General features: G+C 67.2%; 17 protein-coding genes and 3 tRNA genes. 3 read left to right on the forward strand and 17 right to left on the reverse strand.

Going from position 1 to position 22,023, the window contains the following annotated elements; translation table 11 throughout:
- The first annotated feature begins 104 nt into the window (after positions 1-104).
- Complete coding sequence (locus tag INQ41_RS08915) at positions 105-878, forward strand: J domain-containing protein (RefSeq protein WP_193983774.1); 774 nt, start codon at positions 105-107, stop codon at positions 876-878.
- A gap of 15 nt (positions 879-893) precedes the next feature.
- Here the strand turns inward: INQ41_RS08915 and INQ41_RS08920 are convergent, their stop codons facing one another.
- On the reverse strand, positions 894-2,216 hold the full coding sequence (locus tag INQ41_RS08920) for a TIGR03013 family XrtA/PEP-CTERM system glycosyltransferase (RefSeq protein WP_228076799.1): 1,323 nt from the start codon (positions 2,214-2,216) through the stop codon (positions 894-896).
- Positions 2,217-2,358: 142 nt separating this feature from the next.
- On the reverse strand, positions 2,359-3,150 hold the full coding sequence (locus tag INQ41_RS08925) for a 4'-phosphopantetheinyl transferase family protein (protein WP_193983777.1): 792 nt from the start codon (positions 3,148-3,150) through the stop codon (positions 2,359-2,361).
- 142 nt (positions 3,151-3,292) lie between these two features.
- Between INQ41_RS08925 and INQ41_RS08930 the strand changes: the two genes are divergently transcribed.
- Entirely contained in the window at positions 3,293-4,147 is an 855-nt protein-coding gene (locus INQ41_RS08930; RefSeq protein WP_193983779.1) for a TIGR04325 family methyltransferase, read from the forward strand.
- Between the two features lie 29 nt (positions 4,148-4,176).
- Here INQ41_RS08930 and INQ41_RS08935 read toward each other — a convergent pair.
- The 8 genes from INQ41_RS08935 to INQ41_RS08970 form a co-directional block, all read right to left on the reverse strand.
- A tRNA-Arg gene (locus INQ41_RS08935) sits at positions 4,177-4,253 on the reverse strand.
- A gap of 65 nt (positions 4,254-4,318) precedes the next feature.
- Positions 4,319-4,410, reverse strand: a tRNA-Ser gene (locus INQ41_RS08940).
- A gap of 65 nt (positions 4,411-4,475) precedes the next feature.
- On the reverse strand, positions 4,476-4,688 hold the full coding sequence (csrA, locus tag INQ41_RS08945) for a carbon storage regulator CsrA (RefSeq protein ID WP_193983781.1): 213 nt from the start codon (positions 4,686-4,688) through the stop codon (positions 4,476-4,478).
- Between the two features lie 154 nt (positions 4,689-4,842).
- A complete protein-coding gene (alaS, locus tag INQ41_RS08950; protein WP_193983783.1) occupies positions 4,843-7,503 on the reverse strand; it encodes an alanine--tRNA ligase in 2,661 nt (886 codons plus the stop codon).
- A gap of 79 nt (positions 7,504-7,582) precedes the next feature.
- On the reverse strand, positions 7,583-8,089 hold the full coding sequence (gene recX / locus INQ41_RS08955; protein WP_407074267.1) for a recombination regulator RecX: 507 nt from the start codon (positions 8,087-8,089) through the stop codon (positions 7,583-7,585).
- Positions 8,090-8,159: 70 nt separating this feature from the next.
- Positions 8,160-9,257 (reverse strand): recombinase RecA, encoded by a 1,098-nt coding sequence (recA, locus tag INQ41_RS08960; RefSeq protein WP_228062459.1) that lies wholly within the window; start codon positions 9,255-9,257, stop codon positions 8,160-8,162.
- A gap of 191 nt (positions 9,258-9,448) precedes the next feature.
- The gene (gene lexA / locus INQ41_RS08965; RefSeq protein ID WP_193983787.1) at positions 9,449-10,135 is read right to left on the reverse strand and encodes a transcriptional repressor LexA; all 687 of its coding nucleotides are present in this window, start codon (positions 10,133-10,135) and stop codon (positions 9,449-9,451) included.
- Positions 10,136-10,192: 57 nt separating this feature from the next.
- Positions 10,193-10,693 (reverse strand): CinA family protein, encoded by a 501-nt coding sequence (locus INQ41_RS08970; RefSeq protein ID WP_193983789.1) that lies wholly within the window; start codon positions 10,691-10,693, stop codon positions 10,193-10,195.
- A gap of 84 nt (positions 10,694-10,777) precedes the next feature.
- Here INQ41_RS08970 and INQ41_RS08975 point away from each other — a divergent pair, with 84 nt between their 5' ends.
- On the forward strand, positions 10,778-12,202 hold the full coding sequence (locus tag INQ41_RS08975) for a diguanylate cyclase (RefSeq protein WP_193983791.1): 1,425 nt from the start codon (positions 10,778-10,780) through the stop codon (positions 12,200-12,202).
- 87 nt (positions 12,203-12,289) lie between these two features.
- Here the strand turns inward: INQ41_RS08975 and INQ41_RS08980 are convergent, their stop codons facing one another.
- The 7 genes from INQ41_RS08980 to INQ41_RS09010 all read right to left on the reverse strand — a co-directional run bounded on the left by INQ41_RS08980 (position 12,290) and on the right by INQ41_RS09010 (position 22,005).
- On the reverse strand, positions 12,290-14,884 hold the full coding sequence (locus INQ41_RS08980; protein ID WP_193983793.1) for a TonB-dependent receptor: 2,595 nt from the start codon (positions 14,882-14,884) through the stop codon (positions 12,290-12,292).
- Positions 14,885-15,068: 184 nt separating this feature from the next.
- On the reverse strand, positions 15,069-16,391 hold the full coding sequence (locus INQ41_RS08985; RefSeq protein WP_193983795.1) for a nucleotide sugar dehydrogenase: 1,323 nt from the start codon (positions 16,389-16,391) through the stop codon (positions 15,069-15,071).
- Positions 16,392-16,553: 162 nt separating this feature from the next.
- A tRNA-Thr gene (locus INQ41_RS08990) sits at positions 16,554-16,629 on the reverse strand.
- An 88-nt stretch (positions 16,630-16,717) separates the two neighbouring features.
- Complete coding sequence (gene ispH / locus INQ41_RS08995; protein WP_193983797.1) at positions 16,718-17,665, reverse strand: 4-hydroxy-3-methylbut-2-enyl diphosphate reductase; 948 nt, start codon at positions 17,663-17,665, stop codon at positions 16,718-16,720.
- A gap of 10 nt (positions 17,666-17,675) precedes the next feature.
- Positions 17,676-18,182 (reverse strand): signal peptidase II, encoded by a 507-nt coding sequence (gene lspA, locus INQ41_RS09000; RefSeq protein ID WP_193983799.1) that lies wholly within the window; start codon positions 18,180-18,182, stop codon positions 17,676-17,678.
- Positions 18,182-20,992: an isoleucine--tRNA ligase gene (ileS, locus tag INQ41_RS09005; protein WP_228076800.1), complete on the reverse strand. Its 2,811-nt coding sequence runs from the start codon at positions 20,990-20,992 to the stop codon at positions 18,182-18,184. The genes lspA and ileS overlap by 1 nt, the downstream gene beginning before the upstream one ends.
- Positions 20,993-21,051: 59 nt before the next feature.
- Positions 21,052-22,005, reverse strand: a complete 954-nt coding sequence (locus INQ41_RS09010) for a bifunctional riboflavin kinase/FAD synthetase (protein ID WP_193983803.1) — start codon at positions 22,003-22,005, stop codon at positions 21,052-21,054.
- Positions 22,006-22,023: the final 18 nt, after the last annotated feature.

Consider the following 22,023-nt stretch of genomic DNA (forward strand, 5'->3'; position numbering starts at 1 on the left):
GGGTCGCGGCCAACGGACCGCGTGTCGCGGCGCCTGCGCTTGAATTCCTTCGGTCAGGGACGCCACGATGGCGCGTCCGGGCGAAAGTGGATCGCGGCAGTTCGATGAAAACCGACTTCAGCCAGCTCTACTCAAGCCTCGGCCTGCGCCCCGGGTGCACGCTCGCAGAGTTGCGTCACGCTTACCGGCAACGCATCGGCCGGATCCATCCGGACCGGAATGCGGGTATCGACGACAACGATGAACTGCCCGAACTGCTGCGCCTGTATTCCACCGCCGTGCGCTTCCACCGCCGGCACGGCCGCCTGCCCGGCTCGCTGACAGACCGTCCCGTATCGACGCCGCCATCAGGGCGCACCGCCCACGCAAGCGTCGAGCCATTCATTGGGCAGCGCGCAATCGGTCCGGCGCCGGCCATGGCAGGCGACCCGGCCCCGCTCTCCCGGCTCCGCCCGACGCCCACGAAATGGCCGCTCGCCTTCGCCGGCGTTCTGGCGGCGACGATGCTGTTCCTCGCGCTTGCCTGGGACCGGCAGGTGGACACCGCAGTCAAGGCAACGATCCCCACCGACCTCCTCGGTACGGCACCGGCCGCGCCCGACGGCGCAACGCCGATCGCATCCGGCATGGCCGGCGCGCTCACGTCCGAAGCCGCCGACATGGCGGCGGCCCCGGCGCGCCGTCGCCTGCTCGAACCCGGAATGGATACGGCCAGCGTGATCCTGATCCAGGGCAAGCCGCTTGCCGTCAACGGCAACCGCTGGGATTACGGCCCTTCCTGGCTGCGGTTCGAGGACGGCCAGCTGGTCGACTGGTACAACTCGCCGCTGCATCCCTTGAAGGTGAGCGGTACGGCGCCGGCGCACGCGGCGCGATGATGCCGTGCCGAGCGGTCAACGCGCACCGCGCCGGAACAGCACCACCTCCACGGTCTGCAGCAGGATCATCAGGTCAAACAGCAGGCCGTGGTTCTTGACGTAGAACAGGTCGAACTTGAGCTTCTCCTCCGCATCGCGGACCGACGCGCCGTACGGATAGCGCAGCTGCGCCCATCCGGTGAGCCCCGGTTTCATGCAGTGGCGGACGTTGTAGTAGCGGATGTCCTGGTTCAGGCGGTCGACGAACTGCGGCCGCTCGGGACGCGGCCCGACGAAGCTCATGTCACCGCGCAGTACGTTGAACAGTTGCGGCAGCTCATCCAGCCGCGTCATCCGGATGAACCGGCCCACCCGAGTGCTGCGCTTGTCGTCCGCGGACGCCCACTGCGCCACGCCGCTCTGCTCCGCGTCCGCGCGCATGCTGCGGAACTTGACCAGCTCGAACGCGCTGCCGTCCTCGCCGACGCGCGTCTGCCGGTACAGCACCGGACCGCCGCTATCGACCCACACGCAGGCCATCACCACCAGCATCACCGGCCACGCCACCAGCAACAACGCCCCCGCAGCGAGCAGGTCGAACAGGCGCTTGGTCAGCCGCCGCGGCATCGAATGGTCAAACCCGCCGGAGAACACCAGCCACGACGGGTCGGCGATGCTCATCGTCACCACTCCCGCCTCACGCTCGAAAAACGTCGACAGGTCGGTCATCGACACGCCGCGCTGCACGCACGCCAGCATGGCCTCCATCGGCATTCCGCCGCGGCGCTCGTCGAGGGCGACAACGATCTCGTGCACCTGCAGGCGGCGCGCCAGATCGGCCAGCCCCATCACGTCCTCAAGCACCACGGCGTCGGCCACCACCACCTCCTGCCCGGGCACGGCCACGAACCCGACCAGCGAGAATGACCGGCGATCGCTGCGTCGCCGCAGCCGCGTATTGATCAGGTTGGCGTTGCGGCCCGCGCCCAGCACCAGCACCCGGCGCCGAAAGGTTTCGATGTGTCCCAAGCTCTGCATCACCAGCCGCAGCGCGAATATCAGCATCAGCCCCAACGCCAGGGCGAGGGCCAGAACGCCGCGTCCGATGTAGGCGGCCGGCACCAGGTAATAGAGCACCAGCAGCGCCACGCCGCCGAAGGCGAACGACAGCACCAGGCGCAGGACAAAATCGGTCCGGTTGTGCCGCACGTGCACCTGGTACAAGCCGAACGCCGCCATGGCCGTAGTGATGAATGCCGCCACCACCAGGATCCGCACCGGCGCGGTGCCCAGGAAGAAAAGGTAGGAGTCCGAGTCGCGCATGAACCGCAACCACGCGGCCGCGGCAACCACGACCATGAGCACGCAGGACTCCAACAACCAAAGCCACAACGCTGCGCGACTCTTCGCGCTCGACACCTGAGGTTTCACTGCATCCCCCCGTACCGGCTTCCGGTTCACCCGTGCTGTAGCCAACGCTGCGCGCTGCCACATCCGGCCGCTAGTGCCGATCCATCGGCACCGTATGGCGCATCCATACGGTTTCCACGCTCGCCCCCGGCGGCGCGGCGATCGCGCCCACCAGCTCCGGCCCGATATCGAGCATCTGCAGGTGGGTCAGTTGCGGCTCCGGAGGCGACAGCGGCTGGGAGCTTTCATCCGGAGCCTCGAAGGTGTCCATTTCCCGTGCCATGCCGACGCCCGCGGCCTTCAGCAGGGCCTCCTTGCGCACCCACAGCGCGAGCAGCGCGCGCCTGTAAGCCGCGACGTCCATGCCCGCCAGGGCGGCCAGTTCGTTGGGGTGGCATACCCGGCTGGCGATCTTCGCCATTACCGCCGTTCGTTCGGCCGGCTCGATGTCCACGCCCACCGGCCCGGCGCCCGTTACCGCCGCGGCCACCCAGCGCCCGGCGTGGGTGAGGCTGGTGGATATCGCCGCGTCCTGCAGCCGCGGGCAGCCCAACGCATCGCGCAGCAACGGAACCGCCACCGCATCCACACCCATCCGCGCGCCCAGCAGCAGCCTGTGCAGCGCGTAGGTAAGGATCAGCCGGTCCTGGTCCTGCGGCCGACGCTGGCGCTGCGCGCGCGCAAGATCACCCGCGTCCAGCAGCAGCGCGGCATCGTCCAGCCAGGTCATCCAGTCCGCCAGTTCGAACAGCGCCACCGCCACCTGCGCCGACGACCCGGACGGCCAGTCCGCAGATGGCAACGCGGTCCGGAAGGCGGCCCTCAGCCCGAACCTGTCCGGATTCGGACCGGCCCGGTCATCGTCCACCTCACTGTCCGACATACGCGCCTCGTTTTTGTCGCCTGTCTGCGGACAACGCCGTGAGCGCAGCGCGCAGGCCACAACGGGCGGCAGCTGCGAGGTGTCCGGCGCACGGCGGAAACCGCGTAAGACAGGGAAACTCCCGCGATGGACGACCGCCTCAATGGCAGCCAAAGCCCCCCATCCGATCGCGCCGCACCCGATCGCGGGCAACCTGCGCCGCATGGCCAACGAGGCCGCGGAATTGCCCGGCATCCGTCTGGTGGCCGAACCCGTCTACCGTCGCCGGTTCGTACGGGAGCGCCAGGGCAACACGTACCTGGGCGTCTATCCCAGTTTCGAGGCGGCGATGGCGGCCGCGCCCCAGGTCCTGCCGAACACCTATGACACAGCCGCCGCCGGCGAGCTCTACCGCAGTCGCCTGCACCGATTGACGGTCAGCGATTACCCGGTGCTGCACTGGATGTCGCGCCTGCTCGCGGCTGGCCAGCGCCGCGTGTTCGACCTGGGCGGCCACATCGGCGTGAGTTATTACGCGCTGCGGCGCTACCTGGACTACCCGCCCGATTTGCACTGGCTGGTCCACGACGTGCCAAGCGTGGTCGATGCCGGGCGTCAATGGGCGCGCGACCACGACCAATGGCGCCAGCTCGCCTTCTCCTCCGAAGTGGCACATGCCGATGGCCGCGATGTGCTGATTGCCAGCGGCGCGCTGCAGTATCTGGACTACAGCCTGCCGGAGCTGTTGAGCCGGCTGGCGCGGGCGCCGGCGCATGTGGTGGTCAACCTCACCCCGATGCATCCGGAGCTCAGCTATTTCACCCTGCAGAACCTGGGGACCGCCATCTGTCCGTACCGGGTCAGCGCGGTGCCGCAATTCCTGGAGGAAATGTCAGCGCTGGACTACACCGTCGTCGACCGCTGGGAATCGTTCGAGCGCCATCTGCGGCTGCCGTTCGCGCCCCGGTACAGCATCGACCGCTATCACGGGTTCTATCTAAAGCAAAAGGGCCGATGAGTTGGACTCATCGACCCTTTCGTTTTGTTTGGTGCGCCCGGAAGGATTCGAACCTCCGACCCCCAAGTTCGTAGCCTGGTGCTCTATCCAGCTGAGCTACGGGCGCGTAATCGGAGAATTATGACGATGAATCTGAAACCCGTCAATCCCTGCCGATCGTGTTGCGAAGATTGGCGGAGAGTGAGGGATTCGAACCCTCGATGGAGTTTAACCCCCATACTCCCTTAGCAGGGGAGCCCCTTCAGCCACTCGGGCAACTCTCCGCGGTCCACATCATTGATGCGGGCGGGAAGCATAACGGCTGATCGTCCCCGCGGCAAACCTTTTGTCAGTCCGCCGGGTCTTCCACCGCGGTGTCGCTGCCGGTGGCCGCATCTTCGCCCCGCTGGATGCGCTGGTAGATCTCTTCGCGGTGAACCGCGACGTCCTTGGGTGCAGTGATGCCGACTCGCACCTGGTTGCCCTTCACGCCGAGCACGGTGACCGTCACCGAGTCGCCGATCATCAGGGTTTCGCCGACGCGTCGCGTCAGGATAAGCATTGTCCAATTCTCCTTGTGCCGGTGCGCCTGCACCGAAGCCATGCTCCCGGAACCCCGAAAACAGTCGCTACTGGGTAAACGATGATTATCGGCTTGTCCGGACACTTGTCACAATGGAAAGAAGTCATGCTGACCCGTACAAGTCAGGCAGCGGTCAGGAAACCCGCTCGCGCACCCAATCGGCAACGCCGTCGAGCACACTTGGCAAGATCGGCAGGTCTTCGCCGCCGCCCTGCGCCATGTCGGGTCGTCCGCCGCCCTTGCCATTGATCTGCGTTGCGACGTGGGAGAGCAATTCGCCGGCCTTGACCTTGCCCGCCGCGGCGCCGTTGACGCCTGCCACCAGGCTGACCTTGCCGTCCTTCGCGCCGGCGAGCACGACCACCGCGTCACCCAACTGCTGGCGCAGGCGATCAAGCGCGTCACGCAGCGCCTTCGCTTCGAAGCCTTCCAGCCGCACCGCCAGCACCTTGATGCCGTCCACGTCGACCGCGGAGCCGGCCAGATCCGCGGTCGCGCCGGAGGCAAGTTTGGCCTTCACGGCTTCCAGTTCGCGCTCCAGCTTCTTCTGCCGCTCCAGCAGGCTGCGCAGTTTGTCGGTGATGTCCGCCGGGCTGCCGCCCAACAGCTGCGCGGCGTCTCGAAGGCGCTTTTCCTCCGCGTCGATATGGTCCAGCGCGCCCTGCCCGGTCACCGCCTCGATGCGGCGCACGCCGGCGGACACGCCGCCCTCGGACAGGATCTTGAACACCCCGATGTCGCCGGTGCGGCTGACATGGGTGCCGCCGCACAACTCGGTTGACGTCTCGCCCATGCGCAGCACGCGCACCTGATCGCCGTACTTCTCGCCGAACAGCGCCATCGCACCGAAATCCAGCGCTTCCTGCATGCCCATCTGGTGCACTTCGGCCTCGTGGTTGGCGCGGATCTCGGCGTTGACCTTGCGTTCGATGACGGCCAATTCCTCGGCCGTCACCGGCTGGAAGTGCGAGAAGTCGAACCGCAGCCGATCCGGTGCGACCAGCGAGCCCTTCTGCAGGACGTGCGTGCCGAGCACGTCGCGCAGGGCGGCGTGCAGCAGGTGGGTGGCGGAGTGGTTGAGCACGATGGCGCCGCGACGGGTCGACTCGATCCGCGCGTGCACCTTGTCGCCGGGGCGGAGCGCGCCGCTGCGCAGGGTGCCGACGTGGCCGTGGAACTGGCCGCCGAACTTCACCGTGTCGCGCACGTCGAACATCGCTCCGGCCGAGACCAGCTCGCCGGCATCGCCCATCTGGCCGCCGCTCTCTGCGTAGAACGGGGTGTCGGCCAGCAGGACGACCGCTTCCTCTCCTGCCTCGATCCGGTCCAGGGCGCGGCCATCGCGCAGCAGGCCGACGACTGCCAGGCCTTCGGCCTCCACGCAGTCGTAGCCAAGGAACCGCGTCGGCGACAGTTGCCCCGCCAGCTCGGCCGGCATGGTCGCGGTGTTGCCGAACTTGCCGGCGGCCCGCGCGGTATCGCGCTGGCGCTGCATGGCGGCGTCGAAGCCTTCCATGTCCACGGTCAGTCCGCGCTCGCGCGCAATGTCGGCGGTGAGGTCCACCGGAAAGCCGTAGGTGTCGTACAGGCGGAACGCGTCCGCGCCGGGAATGGTGCCGCCCGAACCGGCCGCTACTTCGTCGAATATCCGCATGCCCGCATCCAGGGTCTCGGCGAAGCGCTCTTCCTCGGCCAGCAGCGCGCGCTCGATCAGCCCGCGCTGGGCTTCCAGCTCCGGGTACGCCTCGCCCATGGTTTCGATCAGCGGCTGCAGCATCGAATGGAAGAACGGCTGCTTCTGGCCCAGCATCCAGCCGTGGCGCAACGCGCGGCGGATGATCCGGCGCAGCACGTAGCCGCGGCCCTCGTTCGACGGCAACACGCCATCGACGATCAGGAAGGCGCAGGCACGGATGTGGTCGGCGATCACCCGCAGCGACTTGTTGTCCAGATCCTGGGTGCCGGTCAGGCGCGCGGCGGCGGCAATCAGGTGCTGGAAGGTGTCGATCTCGTAGTTGCCGTGCTTGCCCTGCAGGATCGCGGCCAGCCGCTCCAGGCCCATGCCGGTGTCCACGCAGGGCGCCGGCAGCGGCGCCAGGGTGCCGTCGGGCTGGCGGTCGAACTGCATGAACACCAGATTCCAGATCTCGATGAAACGGTCGCCGTCCTCATCGGGCGAGCCCGGCGGGCCACCAAAGTGCTGCTCGCCGTGGTCGTAGAAGATCTCGGTGCACGGCCCGCACGGCCCGGTGTCGGCCATCTGCCAGAAGTTGTCGGAGGCAAACGGCGCGCCCTTGTTGTCGCCGATGCGGATGATGCGGTCCTCGGGCACGCCGATCGCGTCGCGCCAGATGGCATAGGCCTCGTCATCGGTCTGGTACACGGTGACCAGCAGGCGCTGCGGGTCCAGGCCCCACACGTCGGTCAGCAGCTCCCACGCCCACTTGATGGCGTCGAGCTTGAAGTAGTCGCCAAACGACCAGTTGCCGAGCATCTCGAAGAAGGTGTGGTGGCGGGCGGTGTAGCCGACCTGGTCCAAGTCGTTGTGCTTGCCGCCCGCGCGCAGGCAGCGCTGGACGTCGGCCGCGCGCACGTAACCCGGCTTCTCGCTGCCCAAGAACACGTTCTTGAACTGGACCATCCCGGAGTTGGTGAACAGCAGGGTGGGATCATTGGCCGGAATCAACGACGCCGACGGCACGATCGTATGCCCGCGCTCGCGGAAGAACTCGAGGAAATCGCGGCGGATCTGGTTGGAGCTGGGCGGGCTGGAGCTGGACTTGGGAGCGTTCATGCCTGGCACGGGAAGTCAAAGGGCTGTGCGTGGACTCGACGCCGGTCCCCGCAAGCCGCTTAGCGTATCAGGGACGGGTTCAGCAGCCGAACGAATCGTCCGGATCAAAGCGCGTCGCGGCGCGGACCACGTCGCCGGAAAACCCCCGCCGCATCAAGGTGTCGGCGGCCTTGCGACGCACCGCGATGTCGTCATGGATCGCGTTTCCGTAACGGCGAGTCACCAGATCGCGGGCGTTCTCCACCCAACTGCCCTCGAAGGTATCCAGCGCCGCGGCGATCGCGTCATCGTCCAGGCCGTGCATGCGCAGCTCCGCGCGGATGTGGATCGGCCCGTAGCCGCTGCCGGTGCGGTTGCGGACCACGCTCTCGGCAAACCGGTTGTCATCCTGCCAGCCGGCGTCGGCGAGCTTGTCCACCGCCGCCTCGACCTCGCGCGCATCCAGTCCGCGCGAGGTGAGCTTGGTGGTCAGTTCCTTGCGCGAGTGTTCGCGCCGGGCCAGCAGGCCCAGCGCGCGTTGCAGCGGTGTGGCCGGCTCGCGCTTGCGTCGCCGGCCGGTCGTGCGGCCTGGTTCGGTATCGAACAGGCCTCCGCCGCCTTCATCGTTGGAGCTTTCGTCCTGCATTGCCCTGCATCGATCGGATCACACGGCCCGATCAGACCTCGGCCTTGGCGCCCTTCGCCGGCTTGCCGACCTTGGCGTCCTTGGCATCCTCTTCGTCTTCCGTACCCGCCGCCGCGGCTTCCGCCTTGACGATCTCGATGGGCACCAGACGCTTGCGGATCTCGGCCTCCAGGCGCTCGGCCAGTTCAACGTTGTCCTTGAGGTACTGGCGGGCGTTCTCCTTGCCCTGGCCGATGCGCTCCTCGCCCATGCTGTACCAGGCGCCAGCGCGCTCGACCAGCTTGGCCTCCAGGCCCATCTCGATCAGCTCGCCCTCGCGCGAGATGCCCTCGCCGTAGAGGATCTCGGTGATGACCTGCTTGAACGGCGGCGCCATCTTGTTCTTGACGACCTTGATGCGGGTCTGGTTGCCGATGATCTCGTCGCCCTTCTTGACCGCGCCGATGCGGCGGATGTCCAGGCGCACGGAGGCGTAGAACTTCAACGCGTTGCCGCCGGTGGTCACCTCTGGGCTCTGGCCCGGCATCATCTGGCCGATCTTGTGGCGCAGCTGGTTGATGAAGACCACCAGGGTGCCGGAACGCTTGATGTTGCCGGTCAGCTTACGCAGGGCCTGGCTCATCAGGCGGGCCTGCAGGCCGGGCAACTGGTCGCCCATCTCGCCCTCGATCTCGGCCCGTGGGGTGAGCGCCGCGACCGAGTCGATCACCACGATATCCACCGCGGCGGACCGCACCAGCATGTCGGCGATTTCCAGCGCCTGCTCACCGGTGTCGGGCTGCGAGAGCAGCAGGTCTTCGACATTCACGCCCAGCTTGGCGGCGTAGGTCGGATCGAGGGCGTGCTCGGCGTCGATGAACGCGGCGGTGCCGCCCATCTTCTGGCACTCGGCAATCGCCTGCAGGGTCAGGGTGGTCTTGCCTGAGGACTCCGGACCGTAGATCTCGACCACGCGGCCCTTGGGCAGGCCGCCAATGCCGAGCGCGATGTCCAGCATCAGCGAACCGGTGCCGATGACCTCGGCGGCCTCGACGACACGGTCGCCCATGCGCATGACCGAACCCTTGCCAAACTGCTTCTCGATCTGGCCCAAGGCCGCGGAAAGAGCGCGCTTTTTGTTCTCGTCCATTGGGGTTTTCCTTGTTGCCATCAGTGAATGAATCCAGCGTAGTGGGAGGCCGTCGCACACGCTGCGACCGCGACCGTGATTGGGAAATTAGGTGAGACGGCCATTGTCGGCCATCGGCGCCGCGCCGGTACGGCGGTCGGAAATTGCCTCACGCGTGCAACGGACAACCGGCAATGCGTACGGCTGCGGCACTACCGGCCCCGGCGAACGAGGCCGCAGTAAAGCCCTTCAATGGCGAAGTCCTGGTCGGGCATGACCTCGATGGGCTGGTAGTCGGGGTTGCGCGGCAGCAGCCGGATGCGGTCCTTGCCGATTTTCAGCAGCTTGACGGTGATCTCGTCATCGATGCGGGCCACCACGATCTCGCCGCTGCGCGCCTCGGGAGTGCGGTGCACGCCGATCAGGTCGCCATCGAAGATGCCCTCATCGCGCATCGAGTCGCCCTGGACCTTGAGCATGTAGTCCGGGGACGGGAAGAAGATGTTGCGGTCAAGCAGCACGTGCTCGTCCACATTGGGGTCCGCGCCGATGGGTGCGCCCGCGGCGACCCGGCCGAGGACCGGCAACAGCAACGCGTCCTCCTCGCGCGCGCGGATGGCTGCGGAATCGACCGCGGCATCGACCCCGTCTCCGCCGTCGTCATCGCCGCCCAGCATCGCCACGCCGGAGGATGTCACCCGCAGGCCGCGCGCCTTGCCCGGCAGGCGCTCGATCGCTCCCGCCTGCTCCAGCGCTTCCAGATGGTATTGCGCGGCGCGGACCCCGGAGAATCCCATCGCGCGGGCGATCTCGGTCTGCGAGGGCGGCATGCCTTCGACCGCGATGCGGTCCGCGATCAGGGCAAGAATGGTGTGCTGGGTTTCGGTGAGTGCGTTCATTAGTAGTAATACTACTAACAAGCACTCACCCGTTACAAGTCAGCGAGCGGCAAAAACCTACATCGCCAGATCCAGCAGCCCGTGCAGCGCCGCCGCCACCGTCTGCCGACGCACCGCATCGCGATCGCCGTCAAAGTGGAACACCAGTGCGGTCGTGTAGCCGCCGCGTCGCTTCCAGGCGATCCACACGGTTCCGACCGGCTTGTCGTCCACGCCGCCGCCGGGGCCGGCGATACCGGTGACAGCGACCGCCAGGCTGGCGCCGGAATGCACCAGCGCGCCCGACACCATCTCGATCGCCGTCTCCCGGCTGACCGCGCCATGCTCTTCCAGCGTGATCGCCTGCACGCCGAGCATCGCCTGCTTGGCCTCGTAGCTGTAGGCCACCATGCCGCAGTCGAACCAGTGCGACGATCCGGCAATGTCGGTCATCGTCTTGGCGATCCAGCCGCCGGTGCAGCTCTCGGCAGTCGCCAGTCGGTGGTGGTTGTCCCGGGCGGCCTGACCCACCTGGCGCGCGAGTGCCTCAAGTGCCGCATCCGTAACGTCTTTGCTCATGGCGGCACTATACCGCCCACCTGCGTCACGATGATTCGCGCGACCCTTTAAAGGACAATGGCGGACCTTTCCACGCGCGCCATGATGAACACATCCTCGACCCGCAGCTCCACCGCGACCACGGTGCAGGACACCCAGGTCGCAGACGCCTGGCATGCATTGCTCGACGACGTGGCGCAGGAACAGGTGGCGCTGCTGCGCGAACTGGCGCATTCCGCGCCGCCGTCGCTGGCCGAGCACTTCTATGCCGGGATGCTGGATGACCCGCGCGCCAGCCGCTTCCTGTCGTCCGAGCAGGTGCAGAGCCGGCTCAAACCCTCGATGCTGCGCTGGATAACCAACCTGCTGACCTCCGGCCCTGACGACGTGGACGCGCAGATCGCCGAGCAGCGCCTGATCGGCGACGTGCACGCACGGATTGGCATCCCGGTGGACCTGGTGATCCGCGGCACGCGCATGCTCAAGCACCAGCTGTACCGGCACATCATCAATGTCGCGCCGCCGGAGTTGGCCAGCGCCACCATCGCGCTGGTCAGCGACCTGTTCGACCTGGCGCTGGAGATGATGAGCCACGCCTACTCCGTTGCCCGCGAGCGCTCGACCCGGCTGGACGCGTCGTACCGGATGTTCTCGCTGATCCAGAACATCGGCACCGAGCGCGAGCGCCAGCGCGCCCTGCTTCTGGACTGGGAGAACGCCCTGCTCTACCGGTACGCCAGCGCCCCGGTCGACGTTGGCACAGCGCCGCAGCTCGCCCAGTCCGAGTTCGGCCTGTGGTTCAGCCACAAGGGCCTGCCCAGTTTCGGCGACACTGCGGAGACGCGGCAGGTGTCGGCGCTGATCGCCTCCATCGATGATCTGGTCAGCAGTCCCGGGGAAAATCCGTCGACGTCGCTGCCGTCCATCCGCGCGCAGCTGGCCCAGACCCGCGCGCTGATCGGCATGCTGTTCGACAACATCGGCGCGTTGGAGGCCGGTCGCGACGCGCTCACCAGCCTGCTCAACCGGCGGTTCCTTCCGACCGTATTGCGGCGCGAGGTGGCGCTGGCCAGTGAGTCCTCCGGCGGGTTCTCGGTGCTGCTGCTGGACCTGGACCACTTCAAGGCGATCAACGACGCACACGGCCACGACGGCGGCGACCGGGCCCTGCAGCACGTGGCCGCCAACCTCGCCCAGCACACGCGCAGCAGCGACTACCTGTTCCGCTTCGGCGGCGAGGAGTTCGTGATGGTGCTCGGCTCGGTGAGCGCGGATCAGGCGGTGGCGATCGCCGACGAGCTGCGCGAGCGCATCGCCGCCTCACCGGTGACGATGAGCGACGGCAGCAAGGTCCCGGTCACCGCCAGCATCGGCGTGGCCGTGCACGACGGCCATCCGGACTACGAACGCGTCCTGGCACGCGCCGACGCGGCGATGTACCAGGCCAAGCGCAACGGCCGCAACCGGGTTGAGCTGGCAACAGCCGCGATGGTCGAGCCGCCGGGCAGCAGGCTGCTCTCGGCGCGCTGAGCCACGCCCCGGTCGCACGCGCGCAAGCGAACCGGCAAAAAAAACCGCCGCCCGCATCGCTGCAGGCGGCGGCGCATTACCCGCGGATCAGTAGCGCACGCGCAAGGTCATGCCGTACATCCGCGGCGCGCCCAGGAACGCGTTCCACGAGCCGGGCTGGATCGGCGCATCGATACCGACCTGCTTGTAGGTTTCGTTGGTCAGGTTCTGGCCCCACACCTCGACCATCCAGCGCTTGTCCTGCCGGCCCAGGCCCAGGCGTGCATTCACCAGGCCGAAGCCGTCCTGCATCTTCTGCGGGTCCAGATCCGAGCCGGTGTTGAACTTGGACATGTACTTGCCACCGATGTTGAAGCGGCCCAGCAGGTCGGCGCCCATGTCCCACTCATACGTCACCGAGGCGTTGCCCGACCAGCGCGGGGCGAAGCTCATGGTGTTGCCCGGCAGCAGCGCCAGGTCCGGGTCGGGCAGCAGGTCGTTGCCGTACTCGGTCTGGGCGTAGGTCAGGCCGCCCTGCATGGTCAGCCCGCGCATCGCGGTCTGCCACATCACGTCGGCCTCGACGCCCTGCGACACCACCTCGGGGATCGAGCGCACCACGAAGCTGGTGCCCAGGAAGCTGTTGAGCTGGAAGTCGCTGTACTTCTGGTAGAACAGCGCCGCGTTGAACAGCAGGTTGCCTTCCATCCAGTTGGTCTTCAGGCCCAGCTCGTAGCTGTCCACGAACTCGCCCGGGAAGGACGTGTCATCCACCGGGGTGATGCCCTGCACGCCGCTCGACAGCCCGTTGGCCGACTGCACGCGGTCCAGGTTGAAGCCGCCGGCCTTGTAGCCGCGCGCGGCCGAGCCGTAGGTCATCACGTCATCGGACCACTTGTAGGCCAGCTTGAACGTGCCCGACCACTCCTTCTCGGTGCGCGACTGCTTCACGTCGCGGCCGTCGTGGGCGATGTTGGCCCACGGCAGGCACATGTAACCGGCGACGGTTGGCGCGATCGCCGGCACCAGGCCTGCCAGGATCTGCCCCTGCATCGCCGGCGGCAAGGTGCTGAAACCGTTGATCCGTCCGGCAAGGGCACCGCCGACGCGTGCGGCCGGATTGGCCAGCGTCGCCCCGCAACCGACACTGCCGCTGGGGTTGTCGTAAATCGAGTGCAGGTCCTTCTTCTCGTGGGTGTAGCGCAGGCCCACGGTGACATCCAGCTGATCGGTGGCGTGGAAGGTGTTGTTGGTGAAGATCGCCATGCTCTTGGCGTTCTGGCGGTGCTCATCCAGTGATGCCAGGCCGGTGAAGTTGGTGCCAAAGGGCTTGCCGCTGACCTGCGACAGGAACAGTGCCGGATTGGCCTGATTGACCGTCAATCCCAAGGGCGCCAGCTGCGTGGCCATGCCGGCCAGGACCTGGCTGCCGACCAGGGTCGACAGGTAAGGCTCATACGCCGGACCGAAGCGGTAGGAATCGTTGCGGTTGAGGTCCTCGTCGGAATAGAACAGGCCGACCATCCAGTCCACCCGGTCGCTGGAACCGGTCATGCGCAGTTCCTGGCTGAAGGTCTCGAACTGGGTCAGCGACTCGTCCTCGTCCGGCGCGCGGTAGAGGATGTCGGCCGCGCTGTAGTCGAAGTCCAGGCCGTTGATGGCCTTCCAGTCGCGCATCGAGGTGATCGAGCTGATGGTCGCGCCGTTGGCCCACGGCGACACCCAGTCGATGTTCATCGCCGCGCCCTTGTCCTTCAGGTCCTGGGTGGTCGGCCGGTTGGCGTAGCCCAGGCGCCGGTCCAGGTCGACCACCGGGATCACGCCCTCCCCGCCCGGGGTCAGCGCGTTGATGATCGCCGCGGTCGGGCCGCGGTCGGTGGTCACGGTGATGCAGCAATTCTCTTCGCGGCTGCTGAAGTCGCCGACGAAATTGATCGCCAGGTTGTCGGTCGGCTCCAGCAGCAGCTGGCCGCGGAAGGTGTGGTAGTTCTGGTCGCCGTCGTCGTCCTGCGTGCGTGGACCGGCGCCGAACTTGACGTTGTCCACGCCGTCGCGCTTGCGCTTGTTGGCAAACACCCGGAACGCGGCGTTCTCGCCCAGCGCGTCGTTGTAGGCACCGGATACACCGAACAGGCCGTAGTTGCCGACGGTCAGCTCGCCCTCCGCGCTCTGGGTGTAGCTGGGGCGGCGGGTGATGACGTTGATGACGCCGGCGGAGGTGTTCTTGCCGAACACCGTGCCCTGCGGGCCCTTCAGCACCTCGATGCGCTCCACCTCGCCCAGGTCGCCGAAGCCGACGCTGTTGCGCGATCGGTATACGCCATCGATGACGATGCCGACCGACGACTCCAGCCCGGCGTTGTCGCCCACCGTGCCGATGCCGCGGATGCGCGCGGTGGTCTGCGCCGCACTCTGGGTGCTGGTCACGGTCAGGCCCGGCACCAGCACCTGCATGTCCTTGATGTCGTGCACGCCCGCGTCCTGCAGCAACTGCTCATCGAGCACGTTGATCACGATCGGCACGTCCTGCAGCGCTTCCTCGCGCTTCTGCGCGGTAACCGTGATGCCCGAAAGCGTGGTGGCGCGTTGCTCCGGCGCATCCCCGCGGGCTTCCTGCGCCATTGCCGGCGCAGAGGCCAGCGAGGCCAAAGCCGACAAAACCGCGACGGCGAGCAATGCGCGTGCTGGCTGAACTACTTCCATGGTGTCCCCTCCCGGATGGGTAGCAATAAAAACAGTGGCGCGGGACGCCCCTGCAGCTGACCGGACGTGGGGGACTCCGGTCACAAAAGCCGCGCTTGATGCCCGCAGGTGGAAGCTAGCACGTTCCATACGCAATGGAACTGTGTCGCAGTTTGGCGGTGACCTTGGATTGAAAGCCGAGCCGCTACAGCCGACCGTCCACCGCCTCCCGCGGCAGCACGTACTTCACGTCGTAGATGACCGAGTCGGGCTTGCCAAATGCGCGGACCCCGTCCGCTCCCAACTCGCGGAACTCGTCATGGCCTACCGCCACGATCATCGCGTCGTAGACGCCGTGCTTCGGGGCGACCATCACCAAACCGTATTCTTCCAGTGCGTGCGCGGCGTCGACCCATGGGTCGCAGATGTCGACCTGGGCGTTGTACCCCTTGAGGCCGGCAACGATGTCCACCACGCGCGTGTTGCGCAGGTCCGGGCAGTTCTCCTTGAACGCCAGTCCGAGGATCAGGATGCGCGCGCGAACCGGATTGATGCCCTTGTGGACCAGCAGGCGGATCACTTCGCTGGCCACATACGCGCCCATGCCGTCGTTGGTGCGGCGTCCGGCGAGGATGACGTCGGGGTGGTGGCCGACTTCCTGGGCTTTGTGGGTCAGGTAGTACGGATCGACACTGATGCAGTGGCCGCCCACGAGCCCGGGCCGGAACGGCAGGAAGTTCCACTTCGTCCCCGCCGCTTCCAGAACTTCAAGCGTGTCGATGCCGAGCTTGTTGAACAGGATCGCAAGATCATTGACCAGCGCGATGTTGAGGTCGCGCTGGGTGTTCTCGATCACTTTGGCGGCCTCGGCCACCTTGATGCAGCTGGCCTTGTGGGTACCCGCGGTGATGACGCTCGCGTACAGCGCGTCGATGAAGTCCGCCGCTTCGGGCGTGGATCCCGATGTGACCTTGAGGATGTTGGTCACCCGATGCGCCTTGTCGCCGGGGTTGATGCGCTCGGGTGAGTAGCCCGCGAAGAACACCCCTGTGCCAGCCGGAGGCAAAGCGCCAACGCCGGATTCGCTGGCGAATCGCAAGCCCGACAAGCGTTCCAGGATCGGCACGCAGACTTCTTCGGTGCAACCGGGGTAAACGGTCGACTCGTAGATCACGGTATCGCCGTCGCGCAGGACGCTGCCAATCGCTTCGCTGGCCGCGATCAGTGGCGTCAGGTCGGGCCGCTTTGCGGCGTCAATGGGCGTAGGCACGGTGACGATGTAGACATTGCAGGAGGCGACGTCTTCCAGCCTCGTGGTGAAGCGCAACCGGGTGGCCGATGCCAGCAACTCGGGTTCCACTTCCAGCGTGCTGTCGTGGCCGGCAGCCAGGGCTTCCACCCGTCCGGCATGCGTGTCGAATCCGACCGTGCCGTACTGCTTGCCGAATTCCACCGCCAGCGGCAGGCCGACATACCCCAGACCCACGATGGCGATGTTCGCCGTGTCCAGCGCGAAGCGATGCTGCATGTCCGATTCCCCGAAAGGCGCGCCGAGTGCACGCTGTGCCGCAAATGATTATGCGTCACCTCACCAACGGCATCAGTGCCACCGTTCCGGCCACCTGCACGAGCGCACGCAACCACGTGAACAGAAATGCAAAAAGCCCCGGCGGGGCCGAGGCTTTGCATCTGGTGCCGCAAGGCGGAATCGAACCGTCGACCTACTGATTACGAATCAGTTGCTCTACCAACTGAGCTATTGCGGCAAAGAGGCGGAATTGTAGGCGTCCGCTGGACCCCGGTCAAACCGGGTCGCCGCGGCTGGAGCCTTGGCGACGGTTGCGCTCGGTGTGGTTACGCCTTCAGCGGCCGCAGCTCCTTGGGCAGCGCGAACACCATGTTTTCCGGCTCGCCCTTGAGGTCCATCAGGTTGCCGGCGCCCAATTCGCGCAGGCGGTCGATCACCCCCCGCACCAGCACCTCCGGCGCGGAGGCGCCCGCGGTGATGCCGATCTTGCGGCGTCCGACCAGCCAGTCGGGGTTGATCTCTTCGGCGCCGTCGATCAGGTAGGCCTCCACGCCCTCGCGGTCGGCCAGTTCGCGCAGGCGGTTGGAGTTGGAGCTGTTCACCGAGCCCACCACCAGCACCAGGTCGCATTCGCGGGTCAGGTCGCGCACGGCGTCCTGACGGTTCTGGGTGGCGTAGCAGATGTCGTCCTTCTTCGGCCCCTGGATCAGCGGATAGCGCTCGCGCAGGGCGTTGATAATCGCCCGGGTGTCGTCCACCGACAGCGTCGTCTGGGTGGTGTAGGAGACGTGGTCGGGCTGCTCGATCTGCAGGGTGGCCACGTCCTCCAGGTTCTCGACCAGGTAGATCCGGCCGCTGGTGTCGCTGGCCTTCCACTGCCCCATGGTGCCCTCCACTTCCGGATGCCCGGCGTGGCCGATCAGCACCATGTCGCGGCCGGCTCGGCACTCGCGGCTGACTTCCAGGTGCACCTTGGTCACCAGCGGGCAGGTCGCGTCGAACACCTTCAGCCCGCGACGGTCGGCCTCGGCGCGCACCGCACGCGAGACGCCGTGGGCGCTGAAGATCACCGTCGCGCCGTCGGGCACTTCGTCGAGCTCTTCGACGAACACCGCGCCGCGCTGCTTGAGGTCGTCGACGACGAACTTGTTGTGCACGACTTCGTGGCGCACGTAGATCGGCGCGCCGAACAGTTCCAGCGAGCGGTTGACGATCTCGATGGCGCGATCGACGCCGGCGCAGAAACCCCGGGGGTTGGCAAGAATCAGGTCCATGCCGTTGATTTTACGCCTTTCGTCCGGACAGCAGGCCAAACAGCGCGATACCGATGGCGCCGCCGACGATTGCGGCGTCCGCGATGTTGAAGGCCGGCCAGTACCAGTCCTGCCAATGCCACTGGATGAAGTCGACCACGTGCCCGTGGATCAGTCGGTCGACGACGTTGCCGATCGCCCCGCCGATGACGAGCGCGTACGGCAGCGCGGTCTTCCAGTCGCCGCGCGGGGTGCGCCACAGCCAGTAGCCGAGCAGGCCGCTGATGCCCGCGGCGAGCACGACGAAGAAGTACTTCTGCCAGCCGCCGGCATCGCTGAGGAAGCTGAACGCCGCGCCGGTGTTGTAGGTGCGGTACCAGTTCCAGAACCCCTCGATCACCGGCACGGCGGTGTATTCGGGCAGCGAGGCGAGCACCCAGGCCTTGCTGACCTGGTCGAGCACGATCACCACGGCCGACAGCGCCAGCCAGACCAGCGCGTTGGGCCTTACGCCCGGCGTTGCGTCAACGGCCGCCATCAGAACCACTTCCGGTGTTCGCCGTTGCCGTCCACGTTGTCCACGCAGCGGCCACACAGGGTCGGATGCGCGGCGTGCGTGCCGACGTCCTCGCGGTGATGCCAGCATCGCCCGCACTTGGGTTTGGTGCTGGGTATGGCGATCACCTCGATCTCCGACGCCGCATCGTTGGAGGACATGTAAACGTCGCCGCTGATGAACAGGAAGCGCAGCTCATCGACGAACGGCGACAGCCAATTCTGGTCGGCGACGCCGCAGCGCAGGGCGATCTCGGCATCCAGCGCGGCGCCGATCTTCCCCTCGGCGCGCATCGGCTCCAGCACCTTGCTCATCTGCTCGCGCAGGGCGAGCAGGCGTTTGAAGTCGTCGGCCGACAGCGGCGCGTCGTCCGGCAACGGGGCCAGACCGTCGTACCAGGTGGCGAACAACACATTGCCCTCGCGCGATCCGTTTGCGGTCACGGCCGGCAGGTGGTTCCACATCTCCTCGGCGGTGAAGCTGAGGATCGGCGCGATCCAGCGCACGAACGCCTCGGCGATCCGGTACATCGCCGCCTGCGCCGAACGCCGGCCCGGCGAGTTCTCCTGCATCGTGTACAGGCGGTCCTTGGTGACATCCAGGTACAGCGAGCCCAGGTCGACGCTGCAGAAATTGGCGAGGATCTGCACGATCTCGGGGAAATCGTAGGCCGCGTAGGCGTCCACGATCCGCTGCTGCAGGCCGTATGCGCGGTGTACGATCCAGCGGTCCAGCTCGACCATCTCGTCGACCGGCATCAGTTGCGTGGCCGGATCGAAGCCGTGCAGGTTGCCCAGCAGGAAGCGCGCGGTGTTGCGGATGCGGCGGTAGCCGTCGCCGCTGCGCTTGAGGATCTCGTCGGAGACCGACATCTCGTTGCGGTAGTCGGCCGAGGTGATCCACAGCCGCAGCACGTCGGCGCCCATCGCGTCGATGACCTTCTGCGGGGCGACCACGTTGCCCAGCGACTTGGACATCTTGCGGCCGGCCGCGTCCACCGCGAAGCCATGGGTCAGCACCTGCCGGTAGGGGGCGGCGCCGTCCATCGCCACGCCGGTCAGCAGCGAGGACTGGAACCAGCCGCGGTGTTGGTCGGAGCCTTCCAGGTACAGGTCGGCGGGCTTGCGCAGCCCGTCTTCGGGACGCTGCGCGAGCACGCACTCGTGGGTGACGCCGGAATCGAACCAGACATCGAGGATGTCGGTGACCTTTTCGTAATCGCCCGCCTCATCACCGAGCAGGCTGGCCGGGTCCAGCGAGTACCAGACGTCGATGCCCTCTGCCTCCACCAGCGCGGCGACCTGGTACATCAGCTCGACCGAGCGCGGGTGCGGCTCGCCGCTGATGCGGTGGATGAACAGTGCGATCGGCACGCCCCAGGTGCGCTGGCGGCTGATGCACCAGTCCGGGCGGCCCTCGACCATGCCGGCGATGCGCGCCTGGCCCCACTCCGGGATCCAGGCGACGTCCTTGATCGCCTGCAGCGCGTCGGCGCGCAGGTCGGCCTTGTCCATCGAGATGAACCACTGCGGCGTGGCCCGGAACGCGACCGGCGTCTTGTGCCGCCAGCAGTGCGGGTAGCTGTGCTCGGTGCGGGTGGCGGCCAGCAGCGCGTCGGTGCCGCGCAGGGCATCGACGATGATGTCGTTGGCCTTCCAGATGTGGTTGCCTTCCAACGCGGTGTCGCCCATCGGCGGGGTGCCGGGCAGGTAGACGCCGCGGGCGTCGACCGGGTTGATCTGGGCGGCGGTGTACTGCTGGATCAGGTCGTACTGGCGCGCGACCGCGAAGTCTTCCTGGCCGTGGCCGGGCGCGGTGTGCACGTTGCCGGTGCCGTCCTCGTCGGAGACGTGCTCACCCAGCAGCAGCGGGATCTCGCGCTCGGCGTAGAACGGGTGCTGGACGACCAGCGATTCCAGATCCTCGCCCTTGGCGTGGCCGTGCACGATGACCTCGTCGACGCCGTAGCGGGCCAGGGCAGCCGCCGCCAGCGTCTCGGCCAGGACCAGCCAGCGACGGCCACCGTCGGCACGCGCCGGGCCTTCGACCAGCACGTAATCGATCGCCGGGCCGACGCTGATCGCCAGGCTCGCCGGCAGCGTCCACGGCGTGGTGGTCCAGATCGGCACCGCCACCTGCACGTCGGCATCGGCGACCGCGCCGAAGCGGGTCGCGAACTTTTCCGCCGACAGCGCCGTGTAGGCGACATCGACCGCCGGGGAGACCTTGTCGGCGTACTCGATTTCCGCCTCGGCCAGCGCCGAGCCGCAGTCAAAGCACCAGTGCACCGGCTTGGAGCCGCGCACCAGGTGGCCGCGTTCGATGATCTTCGCCAGCGAGCGCAGCATGCCCGCCTCGTAGCTGAAATCCATCGAGCGGTACGGGTTGTCCCAGTCGCCGATCACGCCCAGGCGCTTGAAATCCGTCCGCTGCAGTTCGATCTGCTCGGCCGCGTACTCGCGGCACTTCTGGCGGAACTCGACCGCGTCCAGCCTGGTGCCGACCTTGCCGTACTTCTTCTCCACCGCGATCTCGATCGGCAGGCCGTGGCAATCCCAGCCCGGCACGTAGGGCGCATCGAAGCCCGACAACAGCTTGGACTTGACCACCATGTCCTTGAGCACCTTGTTGACCGCGTGGCCGATGTGGATCACGCCGTTCGCATACGGGGGACCGTCGTGCAGGACGAAGGTCTCGCGCGATGCGGTGTTCTCGCGGATGCGGGCGTACAGGCCTTCTTCCTCCCAGCGGGCGAGCGTGAGCGGCTCGCGCTTGGGCAGGTCGCCGCGCATCGGAAAGTCGGTCGATGGCAGGTTCAGGGTGGACTTGTAGGGATTGGCGTTTTTATCGCTCACGCAGTGGCTCGCGGTGTAGGGGTCAGGATGGCGCGCGCCTGCTCGGCGTCGCGGTGCATCTGCGCGGTCAGGGCCGGCAGATCGTCAAAGGTTTCCTCGTCGCGCAGCCTGGCGACGAACTCCACCGTGATCCGGCGACCGTACAGGTCACCGTGGAAGTCGAACAGGTGGGCTTCCAGCAGCGGCTCCGTGCCGTTCACCGTCGGCCGGGTGCCAAGGCTGGACACCGAGGCGATGGGCTCGTCCCCCACCCCGTGCACCCAGGTGGCATAGATGCCCGACAGTGCCGGCGTCTTGCCGCCAAAACGGATGTTGGCGGTGGGATAGCCCAGCGTGCGGCCCAGTTGCGCGCCGCGCACGACGCGGCCACTGATGGCGTACGGGCGGCCCAGCATCCGCGCCGCGGTGGCGAAGTCGCCGGCCTGCAATGCCTCGCGGATGCGCGTGCTCGACACGCGCTCGCGATCGAGCGTCACCGGCTCGATCGCGCCCGCGGTGAAGCCCGGGCTGGCCTGCGCGCCCATGCGCTGCAGCAGCGCCAGGTCGCCGCCACGGTTCCTGCCGAACTGGAAGCCCGGCCCGACCCACACCTCGCGCGCCTGCAACAGTCGCACCAGCACCTCGTTGACGAAATCCTCCGCGCTCATCGAGGCCATGCGCTTCCTGAAGCGCAGCAGCCCGACCTGATCGATGCCCAGCCCGCACAGCCCTTCCGCCTTGGCCCGCGGCGAGAGCAGTCGCGGCGGCGGCGCGCCACGGGCAAACAACTCGCGCGGCAACGGCTCGAAACTGAGGGCGACGGCGGGCAACTTCAGCGCCTGCGCACGCTCCACCGCATGGCCGACCAGCGCCCGATGGCCGCGGTGCAGGCCATCAAACGCGCCGATGCAGACCACGCTCCCGCGTGGGCACCGGGTCCCGCCTTCGATATCCCTGAACAGCTTGCTCATCGTCGCGGAGTATAGCCG

This window comes from Lysobacter ciconiae, from assembly GCF_015209725.1.
GTDB classification, from domain to species: domain Bacteria; phylum Pseudomonadota; class Gammaproteobacteria; order Xanthomonadales; family Xanthomonadaceae; genus Novilysobacter; species Novilysobacter ciconiae.

Coding starts and splice junctions, on each gene's coding strand:
- INQ41_RS08930 (WP_193983779.1), top strand. CDS start 3,293: ATGGCAGCCAAAGCCCCCCATCCGATCGCGCCGCACCCGATCGCGGGC.
- INQ41_RS08970 (WP_193983789.1), bottom strand. CDS start 10,693: ATGAGCAAAGACGTTACGGATGCGGCACTTGAGGCACTCGCGCGCCAG.
- INQ41_RS08920 (WP_228076799.1), bottom strand. CDS start 2,216: ATGGTCGTGGTTGCCGCGGCCGCGTGGTTGCGGTTCATGCGCGACTCG.
- ispH (WP_193983797.1), bottom strand. CDS start 17,665: ATGGACCTGATTCTTGCCAACCCCCGGGGTTTCTGCGCCGGCGTCGAT.
- INQ41_RS08980 (WP_193983793.1), bottom strand. CDS start 14,884: ATGGAAGTAGTTCAGCCAGCACGCGCATTGCTCGCCGTCGCGGTTTTG.
- INQ41_RS08975 (WP_193983791.1), top strand. CDS start 10,778: ATGAACACATCCTCGACCCGCAGCTCCACCGCGACCACGGTGCAGGAC.
- alaS (WP_193983783.1), bottom strand. CDS start 7,503: ATGAACGCTCCCAAGTCCAGCTCCAGCCCGCCCAGCTCCAACCAGATC.
- INQ41_RS08925 (WP_193983777.1), bottom strand. CDS start 3,150: ATGTCGGACAGTGAGGTGGACGATGACCGGGCCGGTCCGAATCCGGAC.
- ileS (WP_228076800.1), bottom strand. CDS start 20,992: ATGCGCGGCGACCTGCCCAAGCGCGAGCCGCTCACGCTCGCCCGCTGG.
- recA (WP_228062459.1), bottom strand. CDS start 9,257: ATGGACGAGAACAAAAAGCGCGCTCTTTCCGCGGCCTTGGGCCAGATC.
- lexA (WP_193983787.1), bottom strand. CDS start 10,135: ATGAACGCACTCACCGAAACCCAGCACACCATTCTTGCCCTGATCGCG.
- INQ41_RS09010 (WP_193983803.1), bottom strand. CDS start 22,005: ATGAGCAAGCTGTTCAGGGATATCGAAGGCGGGACCCGGTGCCCACGC.
- INQ41_RS08985 (WP_193983795.1), bottom strand. CDS start 16,391: ATGCAGCATCGCTTCGCGCTGGACACGGCGAACATCGCCATCGTGGGT.
- csrA (WP_193983781.1), bottom strand. CDS start 4,688: ATGCTTATCCTGACGCGACGCGTCGGCGAAACCCTGATGATCGGCGAC.
- lspA (WP_193983799.1), bottom strand. CDS start 18,182: ATGGCGGCCGTTGACGCAACGCCGGGCGTAAGGCCCAACGCGCTGGTC.
- INQ41_RS08915 (WP_193983774.1), top strand. CDS start 105: ATGAAAACCGACTTCAGCCAGCTCTACTCAAGCCTCGGCCTGCGCCCC.